The 18,031-nt window shown below is 71.9% G+C and carries 13 protein-coding genes, 1 tRNA gene and 1 pseudogene (1 of these 15 running past the window's edge); 5 read left to right on the top strand and 10 right to left on the bottom strand.

The window, feature by feature from the left end:
* The 3 genes and pseudogenes from ACFFCA_RS11595 to ACFFCA_RS11605 form a co-directional block, all read right to left on the bottom strand.
* A pseudogene (locus tag ACFFCA_RS11595) lies at window positions 1-1,198 on the bottom strand (SelB C-terminal domain-containing protein); it reaches 592 nt to the left of the window's first position.
* Window positions 1,198-2,484, bottom strand: coding sequence for an L-seryl-tRNA(Sec) selenium transferase (gene selA, locus ACFFCA_RS11600; protein WP_375484910.1), 1,287 nt, complete (start codon window positions 2,482-2,484; stop codon window positions 1,198-1,200). The pseudogene ACFFCA_RS11595 and the gene selA overlap by 1 nt, the downstream one beginning before the upstream one ends.
* Window positions 2,485-2,503: 19 nt before the next feature.
* Window positions 2,504-2,599 (bottom strand) — tRNA-Sec (locus ACFFCA_RS11605).
* A gap of 74 nt (window positions 2,600-2,673) precedes the next feature.
* Here ACFFCA_RS11605 and selD point away from each other — a divergent pair.
* The gene (gene selD / locus ACFFCA_RS11610; RefSeq protein WP_375484912.1) at window positions 2,674-3,663 is read left to right on the top strand and encodes a selenide, water dikinase SelD; all 990 of its coding nucleotides are present in this window, start codon (window positions 2,674-2,676) and stop codon (window positions 3,661-3,663) included.
* A 5-nt stretch (window positions 3,664-3,668) separates the two neighbouring features.
* Here selD and nrfD read toward each other — a convergent pair whose 3' ends face one another.
* The 3 genes from nrfD to fdh all read right to left on the bottom strand — a co-directional run bounded on the left by nrfD (window position 3,669) and on the right by fdh (window position 9,074).
* On the bottom strand, window positions 3,669-4,757 hold the full coding sequence (gene nrfD / locus ACFFCA_RS11615) for an NrfD/PsrC family molybdoenzyme membrane anchor subunit (protein WP_375484914.1): 1,089 nt from the start codon (window positions 4,755-4,757) through the stop codon (window positions 3,669-3,671).
* Entirely contained in the window at window positions 4,754-5,779 is a 1,026-nt protein-coding gene (locus ACFFCA_RS11620) for a 4Fe-4S dicluster domain-containing protein (RefSeq protein ID WP_375484982.1), read from the bottom strand. Before ACFFCA_RS11620 ends, nrfD begins: the two co-directional genes overlap by 4 nt.
* 61 nt (window positions 5,780-5,840) lie before the next feature.
* Complete coding sequence (gene fdh, locus ACFFCA_RS11625; RefSeq protein ID WP_375484916.1) at window positions 5,841-9,074, bottom strand: formate dehydrogenase; 3,234 nt, start codon at window positions 9,072-9,074, stop codon at window positions 5,841-5,843.
* A 145-nt stretch (window positions 9,075-9,219) separates the two neighbouring features.
* Here fdh and ACFFCA_RS11630 point away from each other — a divergent pair, with 145 nt between their 5' ends.
* The gene (locus tag ACFFCA_RS11630) at window positions 9,220-10,038 is read left to right on the top strand and encodes a formate/nitrite transporter family protein (protein ID WP_375484918.1); all 819 of its coding nucleotides are present in this window, start codon (window positions 9,220-9,222) and stop codon (window positions 10,036-10,038) included.
* Complete coding sequence (locus ACFFCA_RS11635; protein ID WP_375484920.1) at window positions 10,035-10,529, top strand: hypothetical protein; 495 nt, start codon at window positions 10,035-10,037, stop codon at window positions 10,527-10,529. The genes ACFFCA_RS11630 and ACFFCA_RS11635 overlap by 4 nt, the downstream gene beginning before the upstream one ends.
* Here ACFFCA_RS11635 and ACFFCA_RS11640 read toward each other — a convergent pair.
* Complete coding sequence (locus ACFFCA_RS11640) at window positions 10,526-10,681, bottom strand: hypothetical protein (RefSeq protein ID WP_375484922.1); 156 nt, start codon at window positions 10,679-10,681, stop codon at window positions 10,526-10,528. The two genes, ACFFCA_RS11635 and ACFFCA_RS11640, sit on opposite strands and share 4 nt — an antisense overlap.
* Window positions 10,682-10,921: 240 nt before the next feature.
* On the opposite strand from ACFFCA_RS11640, the gene ACFFCA_RS11645 reads away from it, so the two are divergent.
* Window positions 10,922-11,809, top strand: coding sequence for a Rieske 2Fe-2S domain-containing protein (locus tag ACFFCA_RS11645; RefSeq protein ID WP_375484924.1), 888 nt, complete (start codon window positions 10,922-10,924; stop codon window positions 11,807-11,809).
* A 3-nt stretch (window positions 11,810-11,812) separates the two neighbouring features.
* Here the strand turns inward: ACFFCA_RS11645 and hrpB are convergent, their stop codons facing one another.
* Window positions 11,813-14,347 carry an ATP-dependent helicase HrpB gene (hrpB, locus tag ACFFCA_RS11650; RefSeq protein ID WP_375484926.1) on the bottom strand — a complete coding sequence of 845 codons (2,535 nt, stop codon included), beginning with the start codon at window positions 14,345-14,347 and terminating at the stop codon, window positions 11,813-11,815.
* A 282-nt stretch (window positions 14,348-14,629) separates the two neighbouring features.
* Between hrpB and ACFFCA_RS11655 the strand changes: the two genes are divergently transcribed.
* Entirely contained in the window at window positions 14,630-15,907 is a 1,278-nt protein-coding gene (locus tag ACFFCA_RS11655) for a DUF222 domain-containing protein (protein WP_375484928.1), read from the top strand.
* 45 nt (window positions 15,908-15,952) lie between these two features.
* Here ACFFCA_RS11655 and ACFFCA_RS11660 read toward each other — a convergent pair whose 3' ends face one another.
* Both ACFFCA_RS11660 and ACFFCA_RS11665 read right to left on the bottom strand, forming a co-directional pair.
* Window positions 15,953-17,440: a long-chain fatty acid--CoA ligase gene (locus tag ACFFCA_RS11660; protein ID WP_375484930.1), complete on the bottom strand. Its 1,488-nt coding sequence runs from the start codon at window positions 17,438-17,440 to the stop codon at window positions 15,953-15,955.
* Window positions 17,437-17,925, bottom strand: a complete 489-nt coding sequence (locus tag ACFFCA_RS11665; protein WP_375484932.1) for a DUF6314 family protein — start codon at window positions 17,923-17,925, stop codon at window positions 17,437-17,439. Before ACFFCA_RS11665 ends, ACFFCA_RS11660 begins: the two co-directional genes overlap by 4 nt.
* Window positions 17,926-18,031 lie beyond the last annotated feature (106 nt).

Genomic DNA, 18,031 nt, shown 5'->3' on the forward strand with positions numbered 1-18,031 from the left:
GCCCGCCGACGTCCACGCCCAGTCGCGCCAGGTGGTCGCGACGCACCACGCCCCGGCGGGCGATCTCCGGCTCCGGGTCACGGCGCGGGCGCCCGTCGGCGAGATCACGACCGCGAGCGGCTGCCGCACCGCGGCGTCGCAACGCGGGCGGGTCGGCGTCCAGGACGAGCACACCCGCCGCCACCGAGTGCCGGCCGGGGTCGCGCAGGACGGCGCGGTCGCCGGCCCGCAGCGGCAGCGGGCGCGAGGCCGAGAGCCGGACCGCGTTGTCGGCGAGCGGGCGCAGCCGGACCGGCACCGCGGCGCTGCCGACGTGCAGGACGAGTTCGGTCGGCAGGCTCCGGACGTCGCCGTCGGACGGGTCGTCGGTGCGGACGTCCAGCTGCACGTCGACGACCTCGGTGAGGTGCCACGCACCCGGCGTCAGCAGCAGGTCGCCGCGCCCGACGTCGTCGCCGGACACGCCGCGCAGGTTCACCGCCACCCGGGCCACGCCCGCGATGCGGTTGTGGGCCTGCTCGGTGCTCTGCAGCCCACGCACGACAGCAGTGCCGGTACCGCGGCCGGTCAGCAGCGTGAGCTCGTCGCCGACCGAGACCTGCCCGGCCGGCAGGGTGCCGGTGACGACCGTTCCCGCCCCACGGACACTGAAGCTCCGGTCGAGCCACAGCCGCACCGGCGCGGCGATGTCCGGTGCCGGGAGCGTGCTTACGAGCCGGTCGAGCGCCTCGCGCAACTCGTCGAGCCCGGCGCCGGTACGTCCCGACACCGGTACCGCCTCGACCGGCCCGAGGCTGGTCGCGGCGAGTCGCGCGCGGGCGTCGGCGATCGCCGGTGCAGCATCCGCGAGGTCGCTGCGGGTGACGGCCAGCACGGCGCGCCGCACCTGCAGGGCATCGATCGCGGCGAGGTGCTCGGCCGACTGCCGGGACCACCCCTCGTCGGCGGCGACCACGAACAGCACGGCCGGGGCCGGGCCGAGGCCGGCGAGCATGTTGGCGATGAAGCGCTGGTGTCCCGGGACGTCGACGAAGGCGAGCTGCTCACCGGACGGCAGCCGGGTCCAGGCGTAGCCCAGGTCGATCGTCATGCCGCGTCGCTTCTCCTCCGCGAAGCGGTCGGGCTCCATGCCGGTGAGCGCCCGCACCAGCGTCGACTTACCGTGGTCGACGTGCCCGGCCGTGGCGAGGACGTGCATCAGGCGACGGACGCGGCCGCGGCGGCGACCGCGACACCGACCGCCGGATCGTCGGACGGCTCCACGCAGCGCAGGTCGAGCAGCAGGCGACCGCCCTCGACCCGGCCGACGACGGGAGGCGTGCCGGTACGCAGCGGCGCGGCCAATACGGGCGGCAACGCCACGGCCCAGCCGGGCAACGTGACGCCGGGTGCACCGCCGCCACCGACCGCCCCCTCGCTGGCCACGACGGTGCCACCGACCAGCGTGGCCAGCGCCTCGCACCGCGCGCGCAGGGCGTCGGGGTCGGCGGTGAGGTAGCGCGTGACGGGCGCCGGCGGCCCGGCCAGCGTGGCCTCGAGGGCGGCGATGGTCAGCTTGTCGACGCGCAGGGCCCGGGCGAGCGGGTGCCGGCGCAGTCGCTCGACGGTCTCGGCGGTGCCGAACAGCAGCCCCGCCTGCGGGCCGCCCAGCAGCTTGTCGCCGCTGCACGTGACGACCGCGGCGCCCGACCGGACGGCGGTCGTGACGTCGGGCTCGTCGGGCAGCAGCGGGTGCGGGGCGAGCAGGCCGCTGCCGACGTCGGCGATCACCGGCACCCCGAGACCGGCCAGCCCGGCCACGGGGACGGAACTGGTGAACCCCTCGACGCGGAAGTTGCTGGGATGCACCTTGAGCACCGCACCCGTGTCGGGGCCGACGGCATCGCGGTAGTCCGCGACGGTGGTGCGGTTGGTGGTGCCGACCTCGCGCAGCCGGGTGCCGGTCGAGGCGATGAGGTCGGGCAGCCGGAAGCCGTCGCCGATCTCGACCATCTCGCCGCGGCTGACTATCAGCTCGCGACCGGCGGCAAGAGCGGTCGTGGCCAGCACCAACGCCGCCGCGCCGTTGTTGACGGCGAAGGCGGCCCCGGCGTCGGGAACCGCCCGGGCCAGCGCGGCCAGCAGACCTCTACCGCGTCGGGCGCGTCGGCCGTCGGCGAGGTCGAACTCGACATCGACGTACCCCGCCGAGCCGGCGACCGCCGCCCGTGCCTGGGCGGACAGCGGCGCGCGCCCGAGGTTGGTGTGCAGCACGACCCCGGTCGCGTTGACGACGGCCCGCGCGGTCGTGGCGCCGTCGGGCAGCGCGGCAACGACGACGTCGGCGACGTCGTCTGCGGCGATGCGCCCCTCGCGCACGAGTTGCAGGGTGTCCCGCACCGCGGCCTTCACCAGGCCCGGGCCGAGCTGTTCGGTGGCGGCGACGAGCCGCGCATCGGCCAGCACCGCGTCCGTGCGCGGCACCAGTCGGCGGGGGTCGGTCATGCGTCGCTCCTGCGGGTCGTGGCGGAGACGGACGGGAATCGAACCCGCCAAGCCGAGATACTCGACTTCACCGGTTTTGAAGACCGGGAGGGCCACCAGGCACCTGTACGCCTCCGTTGCCGACAGTAGCGCCCGAGCCGGCGGTCACCGTTCCCGCTGCGTCCCGGGCGCTCCGGTTACCGTCGAAGGATGAGCACCGTCGCACCTGTCCGCCTGACCGGGTACGCCCACGGCGGAGGATGCGCCTGCAAGATCCCGCCGGGTGAGCTGGAGCAGATCGTGCAGGGTCTGGTCACCGCTACGTCACCGGACCTGCTGGTCGGGTTGGACGACGGTGACGACGCCGCGGTCGTCCGCATCGACGACCACGAGGCGCTCGTGAGCACCGCCGACTTCTTCACGCCCGTCGTGGACGACGCCTACGACTGGGGCCGGATCGCCGCGGCCAACGCGCTGTCCGACGTGTACGCGATGGGCGGCCGGCCGGTGGTCGCCGTCAACCTGGTGGGCTGGCCCCGCGACGTGCTGCCGATGGAGCTGTTGCGCGAGGTGCTGCGCGGCGGGCTCGATGTCTCCCGGCTCGCTGGGTGCCACGTCGGCGGGGGGCACAGCATCGACGACCCCGAGCCGAAGTACGGCATGGCCGTCACCGGGCTCGTCGACCCGGAGCGGTTGCTGCGCAACGACGCCGCGGTGGCTGGACTGCCGATCAGTCTCACCAAGCCGCTCGGCGTGGGCGTGCTGAACAACCGGCACAAGTCGACGGGCGAGGTGTTCCCGCAGGCCGTCGCGTCCATGGTGGCGCTCAACGCCGACGCCGGACGCGCAGCCGTCGACGGGGGCGCGAGAGCGGCCACCGACGTCACCGGCTTCGGCCTGCTCGGGCACCTGTTCAAGATGGCGCGGGCATCCGGGGTGTCGGCCACGATCGACGCGGCCGCGGTGCCGTACCTCGACGGCGCGCGCGACGCGTTGCGCGACGGGTTCGTCAGCGGCGGCACCCGGCGCAACCTCGACTGGGTGCGTCCGCACCTCGCGTCCACCGCGTTCGAGGCCGAGCTGCTCCTGCTGGCCGACGCGCAGACCAGCGGCGGACTGCTGGTCGTCGGTGAGGTGCCGGGGGCGCCGGTCGTGGGCGAGACGACGGCGCGCGGCGACGCCGTCATCACCGTCCGCTGACCCGGTCAGCGAGCGGCGCGACGGGCTTCGAGGCGCTCGCGCTGCGGCACCACCGTGTACTTCGGGTCGCGCGCCGAAGCCTGACCCGCGTCGAAGACACCGAGGCGCAGGCAGATCGAACCGCCGACGAGCGAGGCACCGCCCAGGGCCGAGGCCAGGCGGCTGCGCCGACCGGCGACGGCGGTGAGCACGGCGCCCGCCGCGGTCAGGATCTTGCTGGCCCGCATGAGCCGGCCGGGTGTGCCGTCGTGCAGCGGCTCGGCGGTGACGCCCATCGACGCCTCCATACGGTGCTCGGCGGCGAGCTCGAGAACAGCACCGGTGACGGCGAGGCGTCGCGCCGGCCCGGCCTGTGCGACGGGCGTGGTGATCATGGCCAGACCGCCCGACGCGCCCGCGGCCGAGCCGACGAACACGAACGGCAGCTCGCGATGGGCCTCGTGCCACGACGGCGTCGCCGTGTCGGACAGCAGCACGGCGGTGTACGACGCGACCGCGGGAGCGGTCAGGGCGGCGACCAGACCGGCCGGTCGGGCCAGTACCCCGAGCAGGGAGCGCGCGAACGACGGCAACGGCACGAAGTCGCGCAGCTCGGCGGCACCGGCCAGGCCGGCGAGCGGGCCGTAGGCGGTCAGGATCCAGGTGCCGACCGACATCGGGGACGTCGGCTTGGCCACCCGCAGCATGTTCACGAACCGGCTCGGCCGCCCGAGGTCGTGGACCAACGCGGCGAAGCTGACCGTGATGCCGCCGGCGGCGCTCAGCCGGGCGGCGCGACGCAGGGTCGGCCGGTCGGTGAGGTCGGCGCCCGCGGCCAGCAGCGACGAACCGCCGGCGAGGCCACCGAGGAACAAATAGATCGGGATGTCGATCTCCCACGGCGAGGCCTTGACGATCGGCCGGCCGTAGTAGGACGTGAACTCGACGTCCGGGACGACGGGGTCGCCGTCGCGGCCGCCGCCCTTACGCCGACGCTTCCCGCCGGATCGCCCGTCGCGGCGTGCGCTGCCGAACTGCGGTGCGGCGGCTCGCTCGCCCCCGATCGGGTCTACCGGCCCGTCGCGTCCGACCGCGTTGGACTCGCCCTGGGTCATCGACGGCGCCCGGCGAAGGACGCCACTGCACCGGCCAGGAGCGTCACCGCGGCCACCGCGGCCTTGCGCCACATCTCCGGCAGGTCGCGGGTGGTGACGATCGGGTCCGGCGGCAACCCGTACACCTCGGGCTCGTCGAGCAGCAGGAACAGTGCGCCCGCGCCACCGATGCCGTCGTCCGGGTCCTCGCCGTAGAGCCGCGCGTCGGTGACGCCACTGGCCTGCAGTTGCTCGACACGGGCCTGCGCGCGTTCGCGCAGCTCGTCGAGGTCGCCGAACTGGATGGACTGGGTGGGGCACGCCTGCGCGCAGGCCGGCTCCTTGCCGGCGCCCAACCGGTCGTAGCAGAGCGTGCACTTCTGGGCCACGCCGACGTTCTTGGTGACGTTCTTGTCGCCGATCCGGCGGTCGATGACGCCGTAGGGGCAGGCCGGGACGCAGTACCCGCACCCGTTGCAGATCTCGTCCTGGACGACCACGGTGCCGAACTCGGTGCGGAACAGCGAACCCGTGGGGCAGACGTCGAGGCAGGCGGCGTGCGTGCAGTGCTTGCACACGTCCGAACTCATCAGCCAGCGGAAATCGGTGCGCGACTCGGCGGGCAGCGCGTCACCCGGCAGCTGCGTCGACGGCATGCCGAGCGAGACCACGGTCGAGTCGGTGCCGAGCTGGCTGCGGTCGCCGGACAGGGCAGCGTCGCCGGCCTGGTTCAGGGCGTCCGCCGCCGGCGACCCGACCGGCATGCCCAGCACGCCGGGGTCCTGGCCGCCCAACGGTTTGGACTGCTCGATGAACGCGACGTGCCGCCACGTCGAGGCGCCCAGCGCACCGGTGTTGTCGTAGGACGACCCGAGCAGGTTGAAGCCGTCGTCCGGGACGCCGTTCCACTCCTTGCACGCGACCTCGCACGCCTTGCAGCCGATGCAGATGGAGGTGTCGGTGAAGAAGCCCTTGCGGGCCGGCGGGTCGTCCCAGCCGGCGCTCTTGGAAACCTGCGGGTCGTTACCGGAGAACTGGGTCATGCCCTCACTCCGTTCGGGCATGCAGAGACCTGATGCCCCTGGTTCGCTCCGCAAGCGTCGCTCATGCGTCCCCTTCCGGGGTTCGGTGCAGGTTGCCGGTCTCGACGGTGATACCCGCCCGGCTGCGGTACTCCTCGACGTAGCGCAGCAGGTCCGGGCCGGTGGGTCGACGGCCGGGTCGGATGTCGCAGGAGCCGACCTTGGACTCCTGGATGTGCACATTCGGGTCCAGGGTCACGCCGAACAGGTCGTTGGCCGAGTCGCCGACGGACAGTGCGTCCTTGCCGACGCCCCAGTGGTAGGGCAGCCCGATCTGGTGGACGACGCGGCCGGCGACGGGCAACGGCTTCATCCGCTCGCTGACCAGCACCCGCGCCTCGATCGCGGTACGCGCGCTGGTGATGGTGGCCCACCCGAGGTGCTCGAGGCCGCGCTCCTTCGCGAGCTCGGGGGAGACCTCGCAGAAGAACTCCGGCTGCAGCTCGGTCAGGAACGGCACCCATCGACTCATGCCGCCGGCGGTGTGGTGCTCGGTGAGCCGGTAGGTGGTGAACACGTACGGGAACACGTCCGAACCCGGCTGATGCCCCGACGGGTTCTGCAGGTTGTCCTTGCGCGGGAACACCTCGCGCGTCGGGTTGGCCTGCTGCCGGTAGAAGGCGTTGGAGACCGGTGATTCCTGCGGCTCGTAGTGCGAGGGCAACGGCCCGTCGACGACGCCGGTGGGCGTGAACAGCCAGGCCTTCCCGTCGGCCTGCATGATGAACGGCTCGTCGCCGCGCAGCGCGTCCGGGCCGGTGGCGCCCGGCTCGGGACGGTAGGACGGTGCCTTGGTCGCCACGAAGTCCGGGATGTCGTGGCCGGTCCACTTCTGCTGGTCCTCGTCCCACCAGACGTAGGCCTTGCGCTCGCTCCACGGCTTGCCGTCCGGGTCGGCGGAGGCCCGGTTGTAGAGCGTGCGGCGGTTGGCGGGCCAGGCCCAACCCCATTCCGCGGCGACCCAGTTCTGCTCGCTGCCGGGCTTCCGCCTGGCGGCCTGGTTCACCTCGTCGGCGTAGACGCCGGTGTAGATCCAGCAACCGCCTGCGGTGGAACCGTCGGTCTTCATCTCGGTGTAGGAACTGAGCACCTGGCCGGCCTTCTCGCCGGTCACGTGCGTGCCGTTCACCTCGCGCAGCACCGCGTCGGCCGACGGGTCCCCGTGCTCGTCCAAGGGGTAGTTCCACGTCAGGTCGAGGATCGGGCGGTCACGCCGCTCGGTGGAGCCGGCCAGCCGCTCGCGGATCTTGCGGCCGAGGTGGAAGAAGAAGTGCAGCTCGCTGCGGCAGTCGCCCGGTGGTTCGACGGCCTTGTGGTGCCACTGCAGCATGCGCTGCGTCTGGGTGAACGTGCCGTCCTTCTCGGTGTGCGCCGCAGCCGGGAAGAAGAAGACCTCGGTGTCGATGTCCTCGGTCTTCAGCTCGCCCGTCGCGATCTCGGGGCCGTCCTTCCAGAACGTCGCCGTCTCGATCATGTTGACGTCGCGGACGACGAGCCACTTGAGGTGGGCCATGGCCAGGCGCTGCAGCTTGCCGTGCGCCGAGCCCACCGCCGGGTTCTGCCCGAAGACGAGATAGCCCTCGATCTTGTCGTCGTGCATGTCCATGACGGTGCGGTACGTGCCGTGGTCGTCGTTGATGCGTGGCAGGTAGTCGAAGGCCCAGTCGTTCTCGGCGGTGGCCGCGTCACCCCACCAGGACTTCTGCAGGCTGACGCTGTAGCTCTCGGCGGCGGACCAGAAACCCTTCTGGTCCTTGTCGACGAGGTCCCCGAGGTAGCTCGCCATCGAGTCCTGGCCGACCGTCGGCATCGGCAGGTAGCCGGGCAGCAGGTCGAACAGGGTGGGGATGTCGGTGGAGCCCTGGATGCTGGCGTGCCCGCGCAGGGCCAGGATGCCGCCGCCGGGGCGGCCCATGTTGCCGAGCAGCAGCTGGATGATCGCCGAGCCGCGGATGTACTGGATGCCGACCGTGTGGTGCGTCCAGCCCACCGAGTACACCCAGGCCGTGGTGCGCTCACGGTTGCTGTTCGCGGTGACCGCCTCGCACACGTCGAGGAACTGCTCGACGGGCACGCCGCACACCTGCGACACCATCTCGGGCGTGTACCGGGCGTAGTGCCGCTTGAGCACCTGGAACACGCAGTTGGGGTCCTGCAGCGTCTCGTCGCGGTGCTGCGGGTCGGCAGTCAGCGGCAGGCCGTTGCCGACCTTGCGCTTGCCGGCGGCCGAGTGCAGCGTGCCGTCCTCGTACTGCCAGGTCGTGGTCTCGTACTTGCCGGTCTCCGGGTCGTAACCGGAGAAGATGCCGTCCAGGTCCTCGACGTCCTGGAAGTCCCCACGCAGGATCGTGGCCGCGTTCGTGTACGCCACGACGTAGTCACGGAAGTACTTCTCGTTGTCCAGGATGTACTTGACGATGCCGCCCAGGAACGCGATGTCGCTGCCGGCCCGCAACGGGACGTGCGTGTCGGCGACCGCCGAGGTGCGGGTGAACCGCGGGTCGATGTGAATGACCTTGGCGCCGCGCGCCTTGGCCTCCATGACCCACTGGAACCCGACCGGGTGGCACTCGGCCATGTTCGAGCCCTGAATGACGATGCAGTCGGAGTTCTGCAGGTCCTGCAGGAACGAGGTGGCACCGCCACGACCCAACGAGGCCCCCAGACTGGGGACGGTGGCGCTGTGTCAAATACGGGCCTGGTTCTCGATCTGGACGGCGCCCAGCGCGGTGAACAGCTTCTTGATCAGGTAGTTCTCTTCGTTGTCCAGGGTCGCGCCGCCGAGGCCGGCGAAGCCGAGCGTGCGCCGCACGAACTTGCCCTCGTGGTCCTGTTCCTGCCAGGTGCGCGCCCGGGTGTCAACGATCCGGTCGGCGATCATGTCCGTGGCCGTCTCGAGATCCAACGGCTCCCACTCGGTGCCGCCCGGACGGCGGTAGAGCATCGCGGTCTGCCGGCCGGGGGAGTTGACGTACTGCTCGCTGGCCGAGCCCTTGGGGCACAGCCGGCCGCGGGACACCGGCGAGTTCGGGTCGCCCTCGATCTGGATGACCTTCTCGTCCTTGACGAAGAGCTTCTGACCGCAACCGACGGCGCAGTAGGGGCAGATGCTGTCGACGACGCGGTCGGCGGTCTCGGTGCGGGCGACCTTGCGCTCGGTCGTGCCGGACTTCGCAGCCGCGCCGCGGGCGAGACGGTCGGCACCGGTCAGCTGGCGGAGAACGGGCCAGCCGAGAACCGTCTTCTGAACACCCATGCGATCACGCTACCCCGCGCCCGAGCGCGGCACGCGGGTCCGTCGGAACCCGGACGATCCATGTCGTCCGCAGCCGTCCGCGGTTGCCGCCGGTAGCAGGCCAACCGGCCTGGGTACTGCTGGCGATCGAGCAGAGGAGATTCACATGTCGTTCAACGCACCACCGCAGATTGCCGTCGAGGCCATCAGGTCCGGAGTGTCCAAGGCGGCGGCGCCGCCCGTGAAGGCACTGGTGGGCGGGTTCCTCGCCGGCGCCTACATCGCCTTCGGCGGTCTGCTGGCCATCGTCGTGTCGTCCGGCCTCGACCCCAAGACCTGGGGCGGCCTCACCACCTTGTTCACCGGCCTGGTCTTCAGCCTCGGTCTGATCCTGGTCGTCGTCGGCGGCGCGGACCTGCTCACCGGCAACATGGCGACCATCCCGCTCGCGGTGCTGGACCGGAAGGTCACCGTCGTCAGGATGCTGCTGAACTGGTTCTGGGTGACCATCGGCAACCTCGCCGGCGCGCTGTTCGTTGCGTACGTGCTGGCCGACAAGACCGGCGTGATCAAGAAGGGTGCCGACGGCACCGCCGGCGCCAGCTGGACCCGCCTCGGCGCGATCACGATGGGCAAGGCCGTGACCGAGACGCACACCGAGCAGTTCCTCCGCGCCGTCGGCTGCAACTGGCTGGTGTGCCTCGCGGTCTGGCTTGCCTTCGCGGCCACCAGCGTGTCGGGCAAGATCCTGGCCATCATCTTCCCGATCACCGCGTTCGTGGCCCTCGGGTTCGACCACGTCGTGGCCAACATGTTCTTCCTGCCGCTCGCCGTGTTCGAGAACGCGGGCAGCGTCACCACCGCGAACACCGTCGAGAACCTGATCTTCGCGTTCCTCGGCAACGCGGTCGGAGCCGGCGTCTTCGTCGCCGGGGCCTACTACTACCTCTACGCGAAGGACCGCCCCGAGGCCGACAAGGTATGACGGCGCTGCTCGTCGTCGATCCGATCACCGGCCGCACCTTCGCTCGCTTTGTCCTGGACGAGGCAGAGGACGAAGTCTCGGTCGTGGGTTCGTTCAACGACTGGTCGCCGGGTGTGCACCCACTGACCTCGCAGGACGACGGCACCCTCGGCGTCCTGGCCGAGGTCCGACATCCCGGTGACGTCTACTTCCGCTACCTCGCCGTGGGAGGGCGCTGGTTCGACGACCCGACCGCGCACCGCATCGACGAGAACGGGTCGATGCTGCTCCGTGGCTCGGCCCGAGCGGTTGACGCGGCTGTCTCCGGGCCTGCGAAGGCCGACACGACGAGTGCGAAGCGGACGACGAAGGCTGACAAGAAGAAGAGTGCGAAGCGGAAGGCGAAAGCTGACAAGAAGAGCGCAGAGCAGAAGGTGAAGGCCGGCAAGGCGAAGGCTGGCAAGGGGGCCGGTACGAAGGCCAGAAAGGGCGCGGGCTCGAAGAAGGGCTAGGAGGCCTGCCGGGGCTGGGCCCGGTGGTTCTCGAACGCGTCGAGGACGGCGCTGCGGGACACGTCGGCGGGCACGGTGTGGCCCTCCGGGCAGGAGAACGTGAGCTCGGCGGCCGAGACCTCGGCACCGTTGGCACCGAACAGGGTCACCATGGCGTCTGCGCCGCACCGTGGGCACGGGATCGAACTGCTGAGCATCTGCATGCAGAAGGCACTTCCACGTCCGACGGGCCCTGACCCCGGATCTTCGAGGGTGCCGGCCCGACCTCCATTCTCGAAGCCTCATCGGGCCTCGTCAACCGAGCCTGTGGTGCAATGTGTCGCTCCGAGCCGTTAGCCGGGCGGCCGGGCACGGTATTTCCAGCGCAACGCACCAGACCTTCGGAGACCGCTATGCGCACCCTGCGATTCATGGAGAACCTGATCACCCGCCTGGAGGGCGCGACCGTGCTGGACAAGCCGGGCGCCGCTCTGAACACAGCACTGCGGACCGTGGTGCGCCCCGGCCCGGTCGAGGACACGCTGAGCGGCGTCCCGTTGGGTCACCCGCTGCACCCACTGCTGGTGTCCGTGCCCATCGGGGCCTGGACGTCCTCGCTGGTTCTCGACGCGGTCGGCGACACCGACGGCGCCCAGAAGCTCGTCGGGCTCGGCCTCATCGCGGCGGCCCCGACTGCGGCCTCCGGCGCGTCCGACTGGTTGACGACCGGCGGTGCGGAGCGCCGCGTCGGGCTGGCCCACGCACTGCTGAACTACGCAGCGATCGGCGCCTACGCCGGCAGCTGGTTCGCCCGCCGCGCAGACCGGCACCGCGCCGGCGTCGGTCTGTCGCTCGTCGGCGCGTCGCTGCTGGGCGCAGCCGGGTGGCTCGGTGGCCACCTGTCCTACGCCCAGGGCGTCGGGGTCGACACGACCGCGTTCCAGCAGTTCCCCGCGGACTGGGTGGACGCCGTAGCCGTCGACGATCTGCCCACCGGCGACACGCTCACCGCCGTCGAGGTGGCCGGCATCCCGGTGCTGGTGGCCGTACGCGACGGGCAGCCGGTGGCCCTGGCCGACCGGTGCACGCACCGCGGTGCACCGCTGCACGAGGGTGAGGTCGTCGACGGGTGCGTCGTGTGCCCGTGGCACGGCGGCACCTTCAGTCTCGACGACGGCTCGGTGCAGTCGGGTCCGGCCACCCGGCCCCAGGCGGTGTTCGAGACGCGGGTGCGTGAGGGACGGCTGCAGGTGCGTCGGCCCGAGGACCGTGCGCTGCGGTCCAACCCGACCGGGTACTGAGGGTCACTGTCCGGTCCGCGAACGGCGCTGGGTACGCGCTGTCGGCTGGGTAGCTAAAGGGTCTTCGGGCCAGGGGTGCTTGGGGTAGCGCGCGCGGAGCTCGGCCCGTACCTGCGGGTATCCCTGCCGCCAGAACGACGCCAGGTCGGCGGTGACGGCGACCGTCCGCCCTGCGGGTGAGAGCAGGTGCAGCACGACCGGTGCGCGGCCGTCGGCGAGCGCCGGCGTAGTCGTCCACCCGAACGTCTCCTGCAGCTTGACCGCCACGACGGGCGGTTCGGCCCCGTCGTAGGCGACCGTCACCCGTGATCCGGACGGCACCACGATCCGCTCGGGCGCGAGCTCGTCGAAGCGGGTCGCGGCCGGCCAGGGGAGCAGCCTGCGCAGTGCGGTCGTCACGTCGATCCGGGCCAGGTCGCGGCTGCGCCGTACCCGCGCAAGATCCGGGCCGAGCCAGCTGTCCGCCGCCGTGAGCAGCGCCGCCTCGTCGACGGGTGGCCAGGGGTCGCCGAGATGGGCGCGGCAGAAGGCCATCCTGCGACGCAGCGACACGGCGCGGTCGGTCCAGGTCAGCACCTGCAGTCCGGTGCGGGCCAGGCCGTCGCGTACCGCGGCCAGGACCAGGGTCGGGTCCGGATCACGCAGGGGTGCCTCGGAGAGCGTCAGTGCGCCCAGTGACTCGACGCGGCGAGCGACCAGGCCGCCGCCGTCCCACGCCACCTCGTCGCGGGTCCTGACCAGGTCGGGGGCGACGAGCCGTGCCGTCGCCTCGTCGATCGGGGCGGCCGCCCGGATGCGGGCCTCGGTGCGGCCGGGCGGGCGGTCGGCGGTCGCCACGGCCAGCCACGGCGAACCCCGCAGCCCCGACCCGTCGGCGAGCGCGGCGCCCGTACCACCGGAGGTCAGGTAGGACGGGGAGTCGCCCTGCCTGGCCCGGGCCAGCCGGTCGGGGTAGGCGAGCCCGACAACCGTCCCCACCGCCTGGTCGTCGTCCATCCGGCCGGGCGCCTTGGGACGGTGGTCGACCGCGCGCTCGAGGCGCCGCATCTCCTCCCGCCAACGGGCGGCGGCGGCACGGTCGCGCCCGGCGTGCAGCTCACGCAAACGGGCCGGGAGGTCGTCGCCGCGGCCGGACGGCGAGTCGTCGGAGAGCAGCGCCACCGTTTCGGTCGCACGCTGCGCGCCGACGAGCGCCGCGCCGTCGAGCAGGGCGCGGGCCAGCCGGGGATGGATGCCGACCGCGGCGAGGCGGCGACCGCGTTCGGTGATCCGGCCCATCCCGTCCACCGCCTCGAGGTCGCGGAGCAGCGTGACGGCAGCGTCGAGCGCGGCCGCCGGCGGGGCGTCGAGCAACGCGAGTCCCGCGCCGGACGGTGCACCCCAGGCCGCGACGGCCAGGGCGAAGCCGGCGAGGTCGGTCGTCGCGATCTCGGGGGCGGTCTGGGCGGTGAGGTGCGCGTGATCGGTCTCGGACCAGGACCGGTAGACCCGGCCCGGTCCCTCGCGACCGGCGCGACCGGCCCGCTGGTCGGCGGAGGCGCGGGATACCCGGGTGGTCACCAGCGCGGTCAGCCCACGAGCGGGGTCGAGGCGCGGTTGGCGGGCCAGCCCGGAGTCGACGACGGTGCGCACACCCGGGACGGTCAGCGAGCTCTCGGCGACCGCCGTCGTCACGATCACGCGTCGGCGCGACGACGGCGCGAACACCCGTTGCTGCTCCGCGCGTGACTGCCGTCCGTACAGGGGCAGGACCTCGCCCGCGTCGCCCAGTGCTGCGACCACGGCGGCCACCTCGGCCTCCCCGGGCACGAAGACCAGCACGTTGCCCGCGGTCTCGGCCAGCGCGCGACGGGCCAGGCCGGCGACGTGGGTCAGCAACCGGCGGTCGACCCGCGAGCCCGGCAGCAGGGGCGTGCTCACGGGCGGCGGCGCCCAGACGATCTCGACGTCGTAGCTGCGCGTGGCCGCCGACACGACCGGGGTCGCCCCGCCCCCGGCGGACAACGCCGCGGTCAGGGCAGCGATGTCCGGTGTCGCCGACGTCGCGACGAGCGCGAGGTCGGGGCGCAGGGTGGCCCGCACGTCGACGCCGAAGGCGAGCGCGAGGTCGGCGTCGAGATGGCGTTCGTGGCACTCGTCGATCAGCAGGGCGGCCACGCCGGGTAGGTCCGGGTCGCGCTGCAGGCGCTGGACGAGCAGGCCGGTGGTGACGACCTCGACGCGGGTCGCGCGGCCGCCGACCCGTTCGCCCCGCATCGCGTAGCCGACGGACTCGCCGGGTGATTCACCGACGAGGGCGGCCAGGCGGTGCGCAGCCGCGCGGGTGGCCAGGCGGCGCGGCTCGGCCACCACGACGCGGCCGTCGAACGCGTCGGCCAGGGCGAGCGGCAGCAGCGAGGTCTTGCCCGACCCCGGCGGGGCGACGAGGACGGCCGTACCGCTGTCGTGGGCAGCGGCGATGACCTCGTCGAGGGCCGGGCGGACGGGGAGGTCGGCACCGGGTGCGGACGCGACGGGGAGTAACCGCCGCGGTGTCACGACTTGACGGTAACCAAGACGGTCGGCGGCAGTCACAAGCGCAGCGACGAGGGTGTTCCGCGTTCGGTCACAAGCGCAGCGACGCGCGCTTTCCGCGTTCGGTCACAAGCGCAGCGACGCGCGCTTTCCGCGTTCGGTCACAAGCGCAGCGACGCAGGGGTTTCGCGTTCGATTGCGCTGCGTTGTCGGCTCGCGTTGCGCGCTGAACGATCTTGTTGCCGGGCCCGGTTTCACTGGGATAAACCGTTGTCGACCGGGTTGCGTTGCGGTAGAATAGAACGCATGAGCGATACGTTGACGCGGGGCGATCTGGCCTTGCTGCTCGTGGACGCTCACCAGGTTGTGGACGCGCTGCAAGCAGTGGAGTTGTCGGTGTGTACCGACGACGAGGTAGTCGCGGCGGTGCGCTCGTTCGAGTCGCTACGGCGGCGGCTCGAGCCGGTCGACCACGCCCTGATCCTCGAGGTGGAAGCCCGAGGTGTCCCGGCGCGGGCGATGGCCCGGGCCACCGGCTACTGGCTGCGGCAGACGCTCACGATCGACATCAGCGAGGCCAACGCCCGGGTGCGGGCCGCGCACGCCACCGGGCCACGCCGGTCCCTGTCGGGTGAGCCGATGCCCGCGCGCTACCCGGCGGTTGCCGCGGCGCAGGCCGCCGGTGAGCTGGCCGCGCGACAGGCGCGGGCGATCACCGCCACCCTGGACAAACTGCCCGTCGAGGTCTGTGAGCACATCCCGGCGGCGGAGGCGCGGCTGGTCGGGTTCGCGCGCACCTTCGAGGCCGCCACGCTGCAGCAGCTCGCCACCCGGGAAGCCGAGTGGCTCGACCCCGACGCGGGTTACCGCGATGTCGAACGCCGCCGCAAAGACCGGGACCTGCGCCTGCACGTGCGCCCCGACGGGTCCTGTGTCGGATCGTTCCAGGGCACCGCGGAGCTGGGTGAGTTCCTGCAGGTCACCTTCGACTCCCTCGCCAAACCCCAGCCCGAAGCGAATGGCATCAAGGACCCCCGCACCGCCGGACAACGCCGCCACGACGCCCTGCTCGACGCCCTCAAGATCACGGTCGGCTCCGGGCGGCTACCCACGGCCGGTGGGGTGCTGGCCACCGTCGTGCTCACCATCGACGCCGACACGTACCTCACCGGCGACGGGTTCGCGCTGACCGGCCACGGCGCCCAGGTCCCCGTCAAGGAGGCACTGGGCTGGGCCGGTGGAGACTACCGGCTCATGATCACCGCCCTGAACTCACTCAAGGCGGTCGAGGCGTACTCCTCGACCCACCGGCTGTTCACCGAAGGACAGCGGCTGGCGTTGATCGCCCGAGACCAGGGCTGCGCCTTCCCCGGCTGCCTGGCCCCACCCGGCTGGTGCCAGATCCACCACATCCTCGAACACATCCTCGGCGGACCCACCACCCTGGACAACGCCGTCATGCTCTGCGGCCACCACCACCGCACCTTCGAACAACACAACTGGACCGTCGACATCCACCACGGCCGACCAACCTGGACCCCACCCAGAACCGTCGACCCCGACCGGACACCCATTCCCGTCTGAGCCGGAACGGGTGTGACCGGGTGACCGGGCGACCGGGCGATCGAACTACGTGCTCGTGGGTTTGACCTCGCGGCGCAGGATCTTGCCGGTCGGGCCCTTGGGCAGCTCATCGACCAGCCAGATCTCGCGCGGGTACTTGTAGGCCGCGACGCGTTCCTTCACGAACGCCTGCAGCTCCTCGACAGTCGCGGACTCGCCGGGCTTGAACGCGACCGCAGCGCCGACGTCTTCACCCAGCTCGTCGTGCGGGATGCCGACGACGGCCGCCTCGGCTACGGCGGGGTGCTCGTACAGCACCTCCTCGATCTCGCGCGGGTAGACGTTGTAGCCGCCGCGGATGATCAGGTCCTTCTTGCGGTCGACGATCGTGTAGTAACCGTCGTCGTCCCTCGTCGCGACGTCGCCCGTGCGGAACCAGCCGTCCGGGATCGACTCGGCCGTCGCGTCTGGGCGACCCCAGTAGCCCTTCATGACGTTCTCGCCGCGGATGGCGATCTCGCCCGGGTCGCCGTCCTCGACGTCCGCACCCTCGTCGTCGACGACGCGCATCTCGCAGCCGGGCACCGGGAAACCGATCGTGCCGGGCTTGCGCTCGTGCCCGGGCTGGTTGAACGAGGCGACCGGCGAGGTCTCCGACAGCCCGTAACCCTCAAACACCTCGCAGCCGAACGTGTCCTCGAACGAGCGCAGGATCTCGACGGGCATGGCGGAACCGCCGGTGATGCAGGTGCGCAGCGAACTCATGTCGGCCTCGCCGGCGTGCGGGTGCTGCAGCAGGCCGGCGTACATCGTGGGGACGCCCTCGAAGACGGTCACCTTGTCGCGTCCCACGACCTCGAGCGCCTTCCCGGCGTCGAAGCGCGGGATCAGCGTGAGGCACGAGCCGCCGACCACCGCGGCGTTGAGACCGCAGGTCAGGCCGAAGACGTGGAACAGCGGAAGGCAGCCCATGACGACGTCCTCGGGCCCGATCTGGATCAGCGCGCTGACGCTCGTACGCGCATTGCTGTTGAGGTTGTGGTGGGTCAGCTCGGCGCCTTTGGGCTGGCCGGTCGTGCCTGACGTGTAGAGGATGACCGCGGTGTCGTCATCCGCCCGGTCGACCGGCTCGTCGACCGGCTCGCCCTGCGAGCTCTCGGGGCCGAGCGCGCCGACCATGACCGACGGTATGCCGACCGCCTCGGCGCCGGTGGGCACGGCGTCGCCGCCACCGTCCCAGCCGAACACCAGCGACATGCCCGAGTCCTTCAGGTAGTACTCGATCTCGCGTGCCTTGAGCAGCGGGTTCATCGGCACGACCACCGCACCCGCGTACAGCGCTCCGTAGAAAAGGATCGGGTAGGCCGGCACGTTCGGCAGCACCAGGCCGACGCGGTCGCCGGGCGCGATGCCCTGCGCGACGAGGTCACCGGCCACCCTCGTCGCGGCCGCGTGCAGCTCGGCGTAGGTGAGGGTCGCGTCGTCGAGCCGGATCGCGGTCCGGTCGGCGTGCTCGGTCGCGGCCTTGACGAGGTTGGCGGCGAGAGTGGTCATCGGTCCTCCTGGTGGGACGTTTCGCTCTGCATACCCGACCGCGCCGGTTCTGTCCGGTCGGACCGCGTCAGTCGGCTGAGGATGCGTTGGTGCTTGGCCGGTCCGACCACGTCCCACGCGATGCGCCAGTATGCAGCGGTATCGACGCGGACCAGGCCGCGGTACAGGTCGGCGCGGCACGGGTGCTCGACGGCACGGCCCGGTGTCCACGGGTGGAACGGCCGATCGTCGTCGAAGAACACCCACCACCCCTGCTCCGCGTCGTCGCGCAGCAGGTAGCGGCGGGTCACGTCGACCTCGCGCCCGCCCCAGACGAGCACGCCGGACTCGAACCACTCGACGCCGGCGGCGTCCGGCCTCAGGGTCAGCGTGCCGGACATCGTCCCGAAGGTGCCCGTCCGCAGGTCGGCGAGCCGTCTGCGCAACCGCCACGTGCCCAGCAGGGCGAGCGGTGTGCTCGCGGGGCTGACGACGTCGAGGGGCACCGATGGACTGTAGCGACGCGGGTTCACAGCAGCGCCCGGCGCGTGCTGCCGGGCAAAGGTGCCCTCACGCCGCATGATCGACGCGACAACTGCCTGTGACCCTGGA

This window comes from uncultured Jatrophihabitans sp. (assembly GCF_964252635.1).
Lineage (GTDB): Bacteria > Actinomycetota > Actinomycetes > Mycobacteriales > Jatrophihabitantaceae > Jatrophihabitans.

Bases quoted from the DNA above. Each gene is read 5' to 3' on its own strand.
- selA (WP_375484910.1), bottom strand. From the start codon at position 2,484: ATGACCGACCCCCGCCGACTGGTGCCGCGCACGGACGCGGTGCTGGCC.
- selD (WP_375484912.1), top strand. From the start codon at position 2,674: ATGAGCACCGTCGCACCTGTCCGCCTGACCGGGTACGCCCACGGCGGA.
- nrfD (WP_375484914.1), bottom strand. From the start codon at position 4,757: ATGACCCAGGGCGAGTCCAACGCGGTCGGACGCGACGGGCCGGTAGAC.
- ACFFCA_RS11620 (WP_375484982.1), bottom strand. From the start codon at position 5,779: ATGACCCAGTTCTCCGGTAACGACCCGCAGGTTTCCAAGAGCGCCGGC.
- ACFFCA_RS11630 (WP_375484918.1), top strand. From the start codon at position 9,220: ATGTCGTTCAACGCACCACCGCAGATTGCCGTCGAGGCCATCAGGTCC.
- ACFFCA_RS11635 (WP_375484920.1), top strand. From the start codon at position 10,035: ATGACGGCGCTGCTCGTCGTCGATCCGATCACCGGCCGCACCTTCGCT.
- ACFFCA_RS11640 (WP_375484922.1), bottom strand. From the start codon at position 10,681: ATGGTGACCCTGTTCGGTGCCAACGGTGCCGAGGTCTCGGCCGCCGAG.
- ACFFCA_RS11645 (WP_375484924.1), top strand. From the start codon at position 10,922: ATGCGCACCCTGCGATTCATGGAGAACCTGATCACCCGCCTGGAGGGC.
- ACFFCA_RS11655 (WP_375484928.1), top strand. From the start codon at position 14,630: ATGAGCGATACGTTGACGCGGGGCGATCTGGCCTTGCTGCTCGTGGAC.
- ACFFCA_RS11660 (WP_375484930.1), bottom strand. From the start codon at position 17,440: ATGACCACTCTCGCCGCCAACCTCGTCAAGGCCGCGACCGAGCACGCC.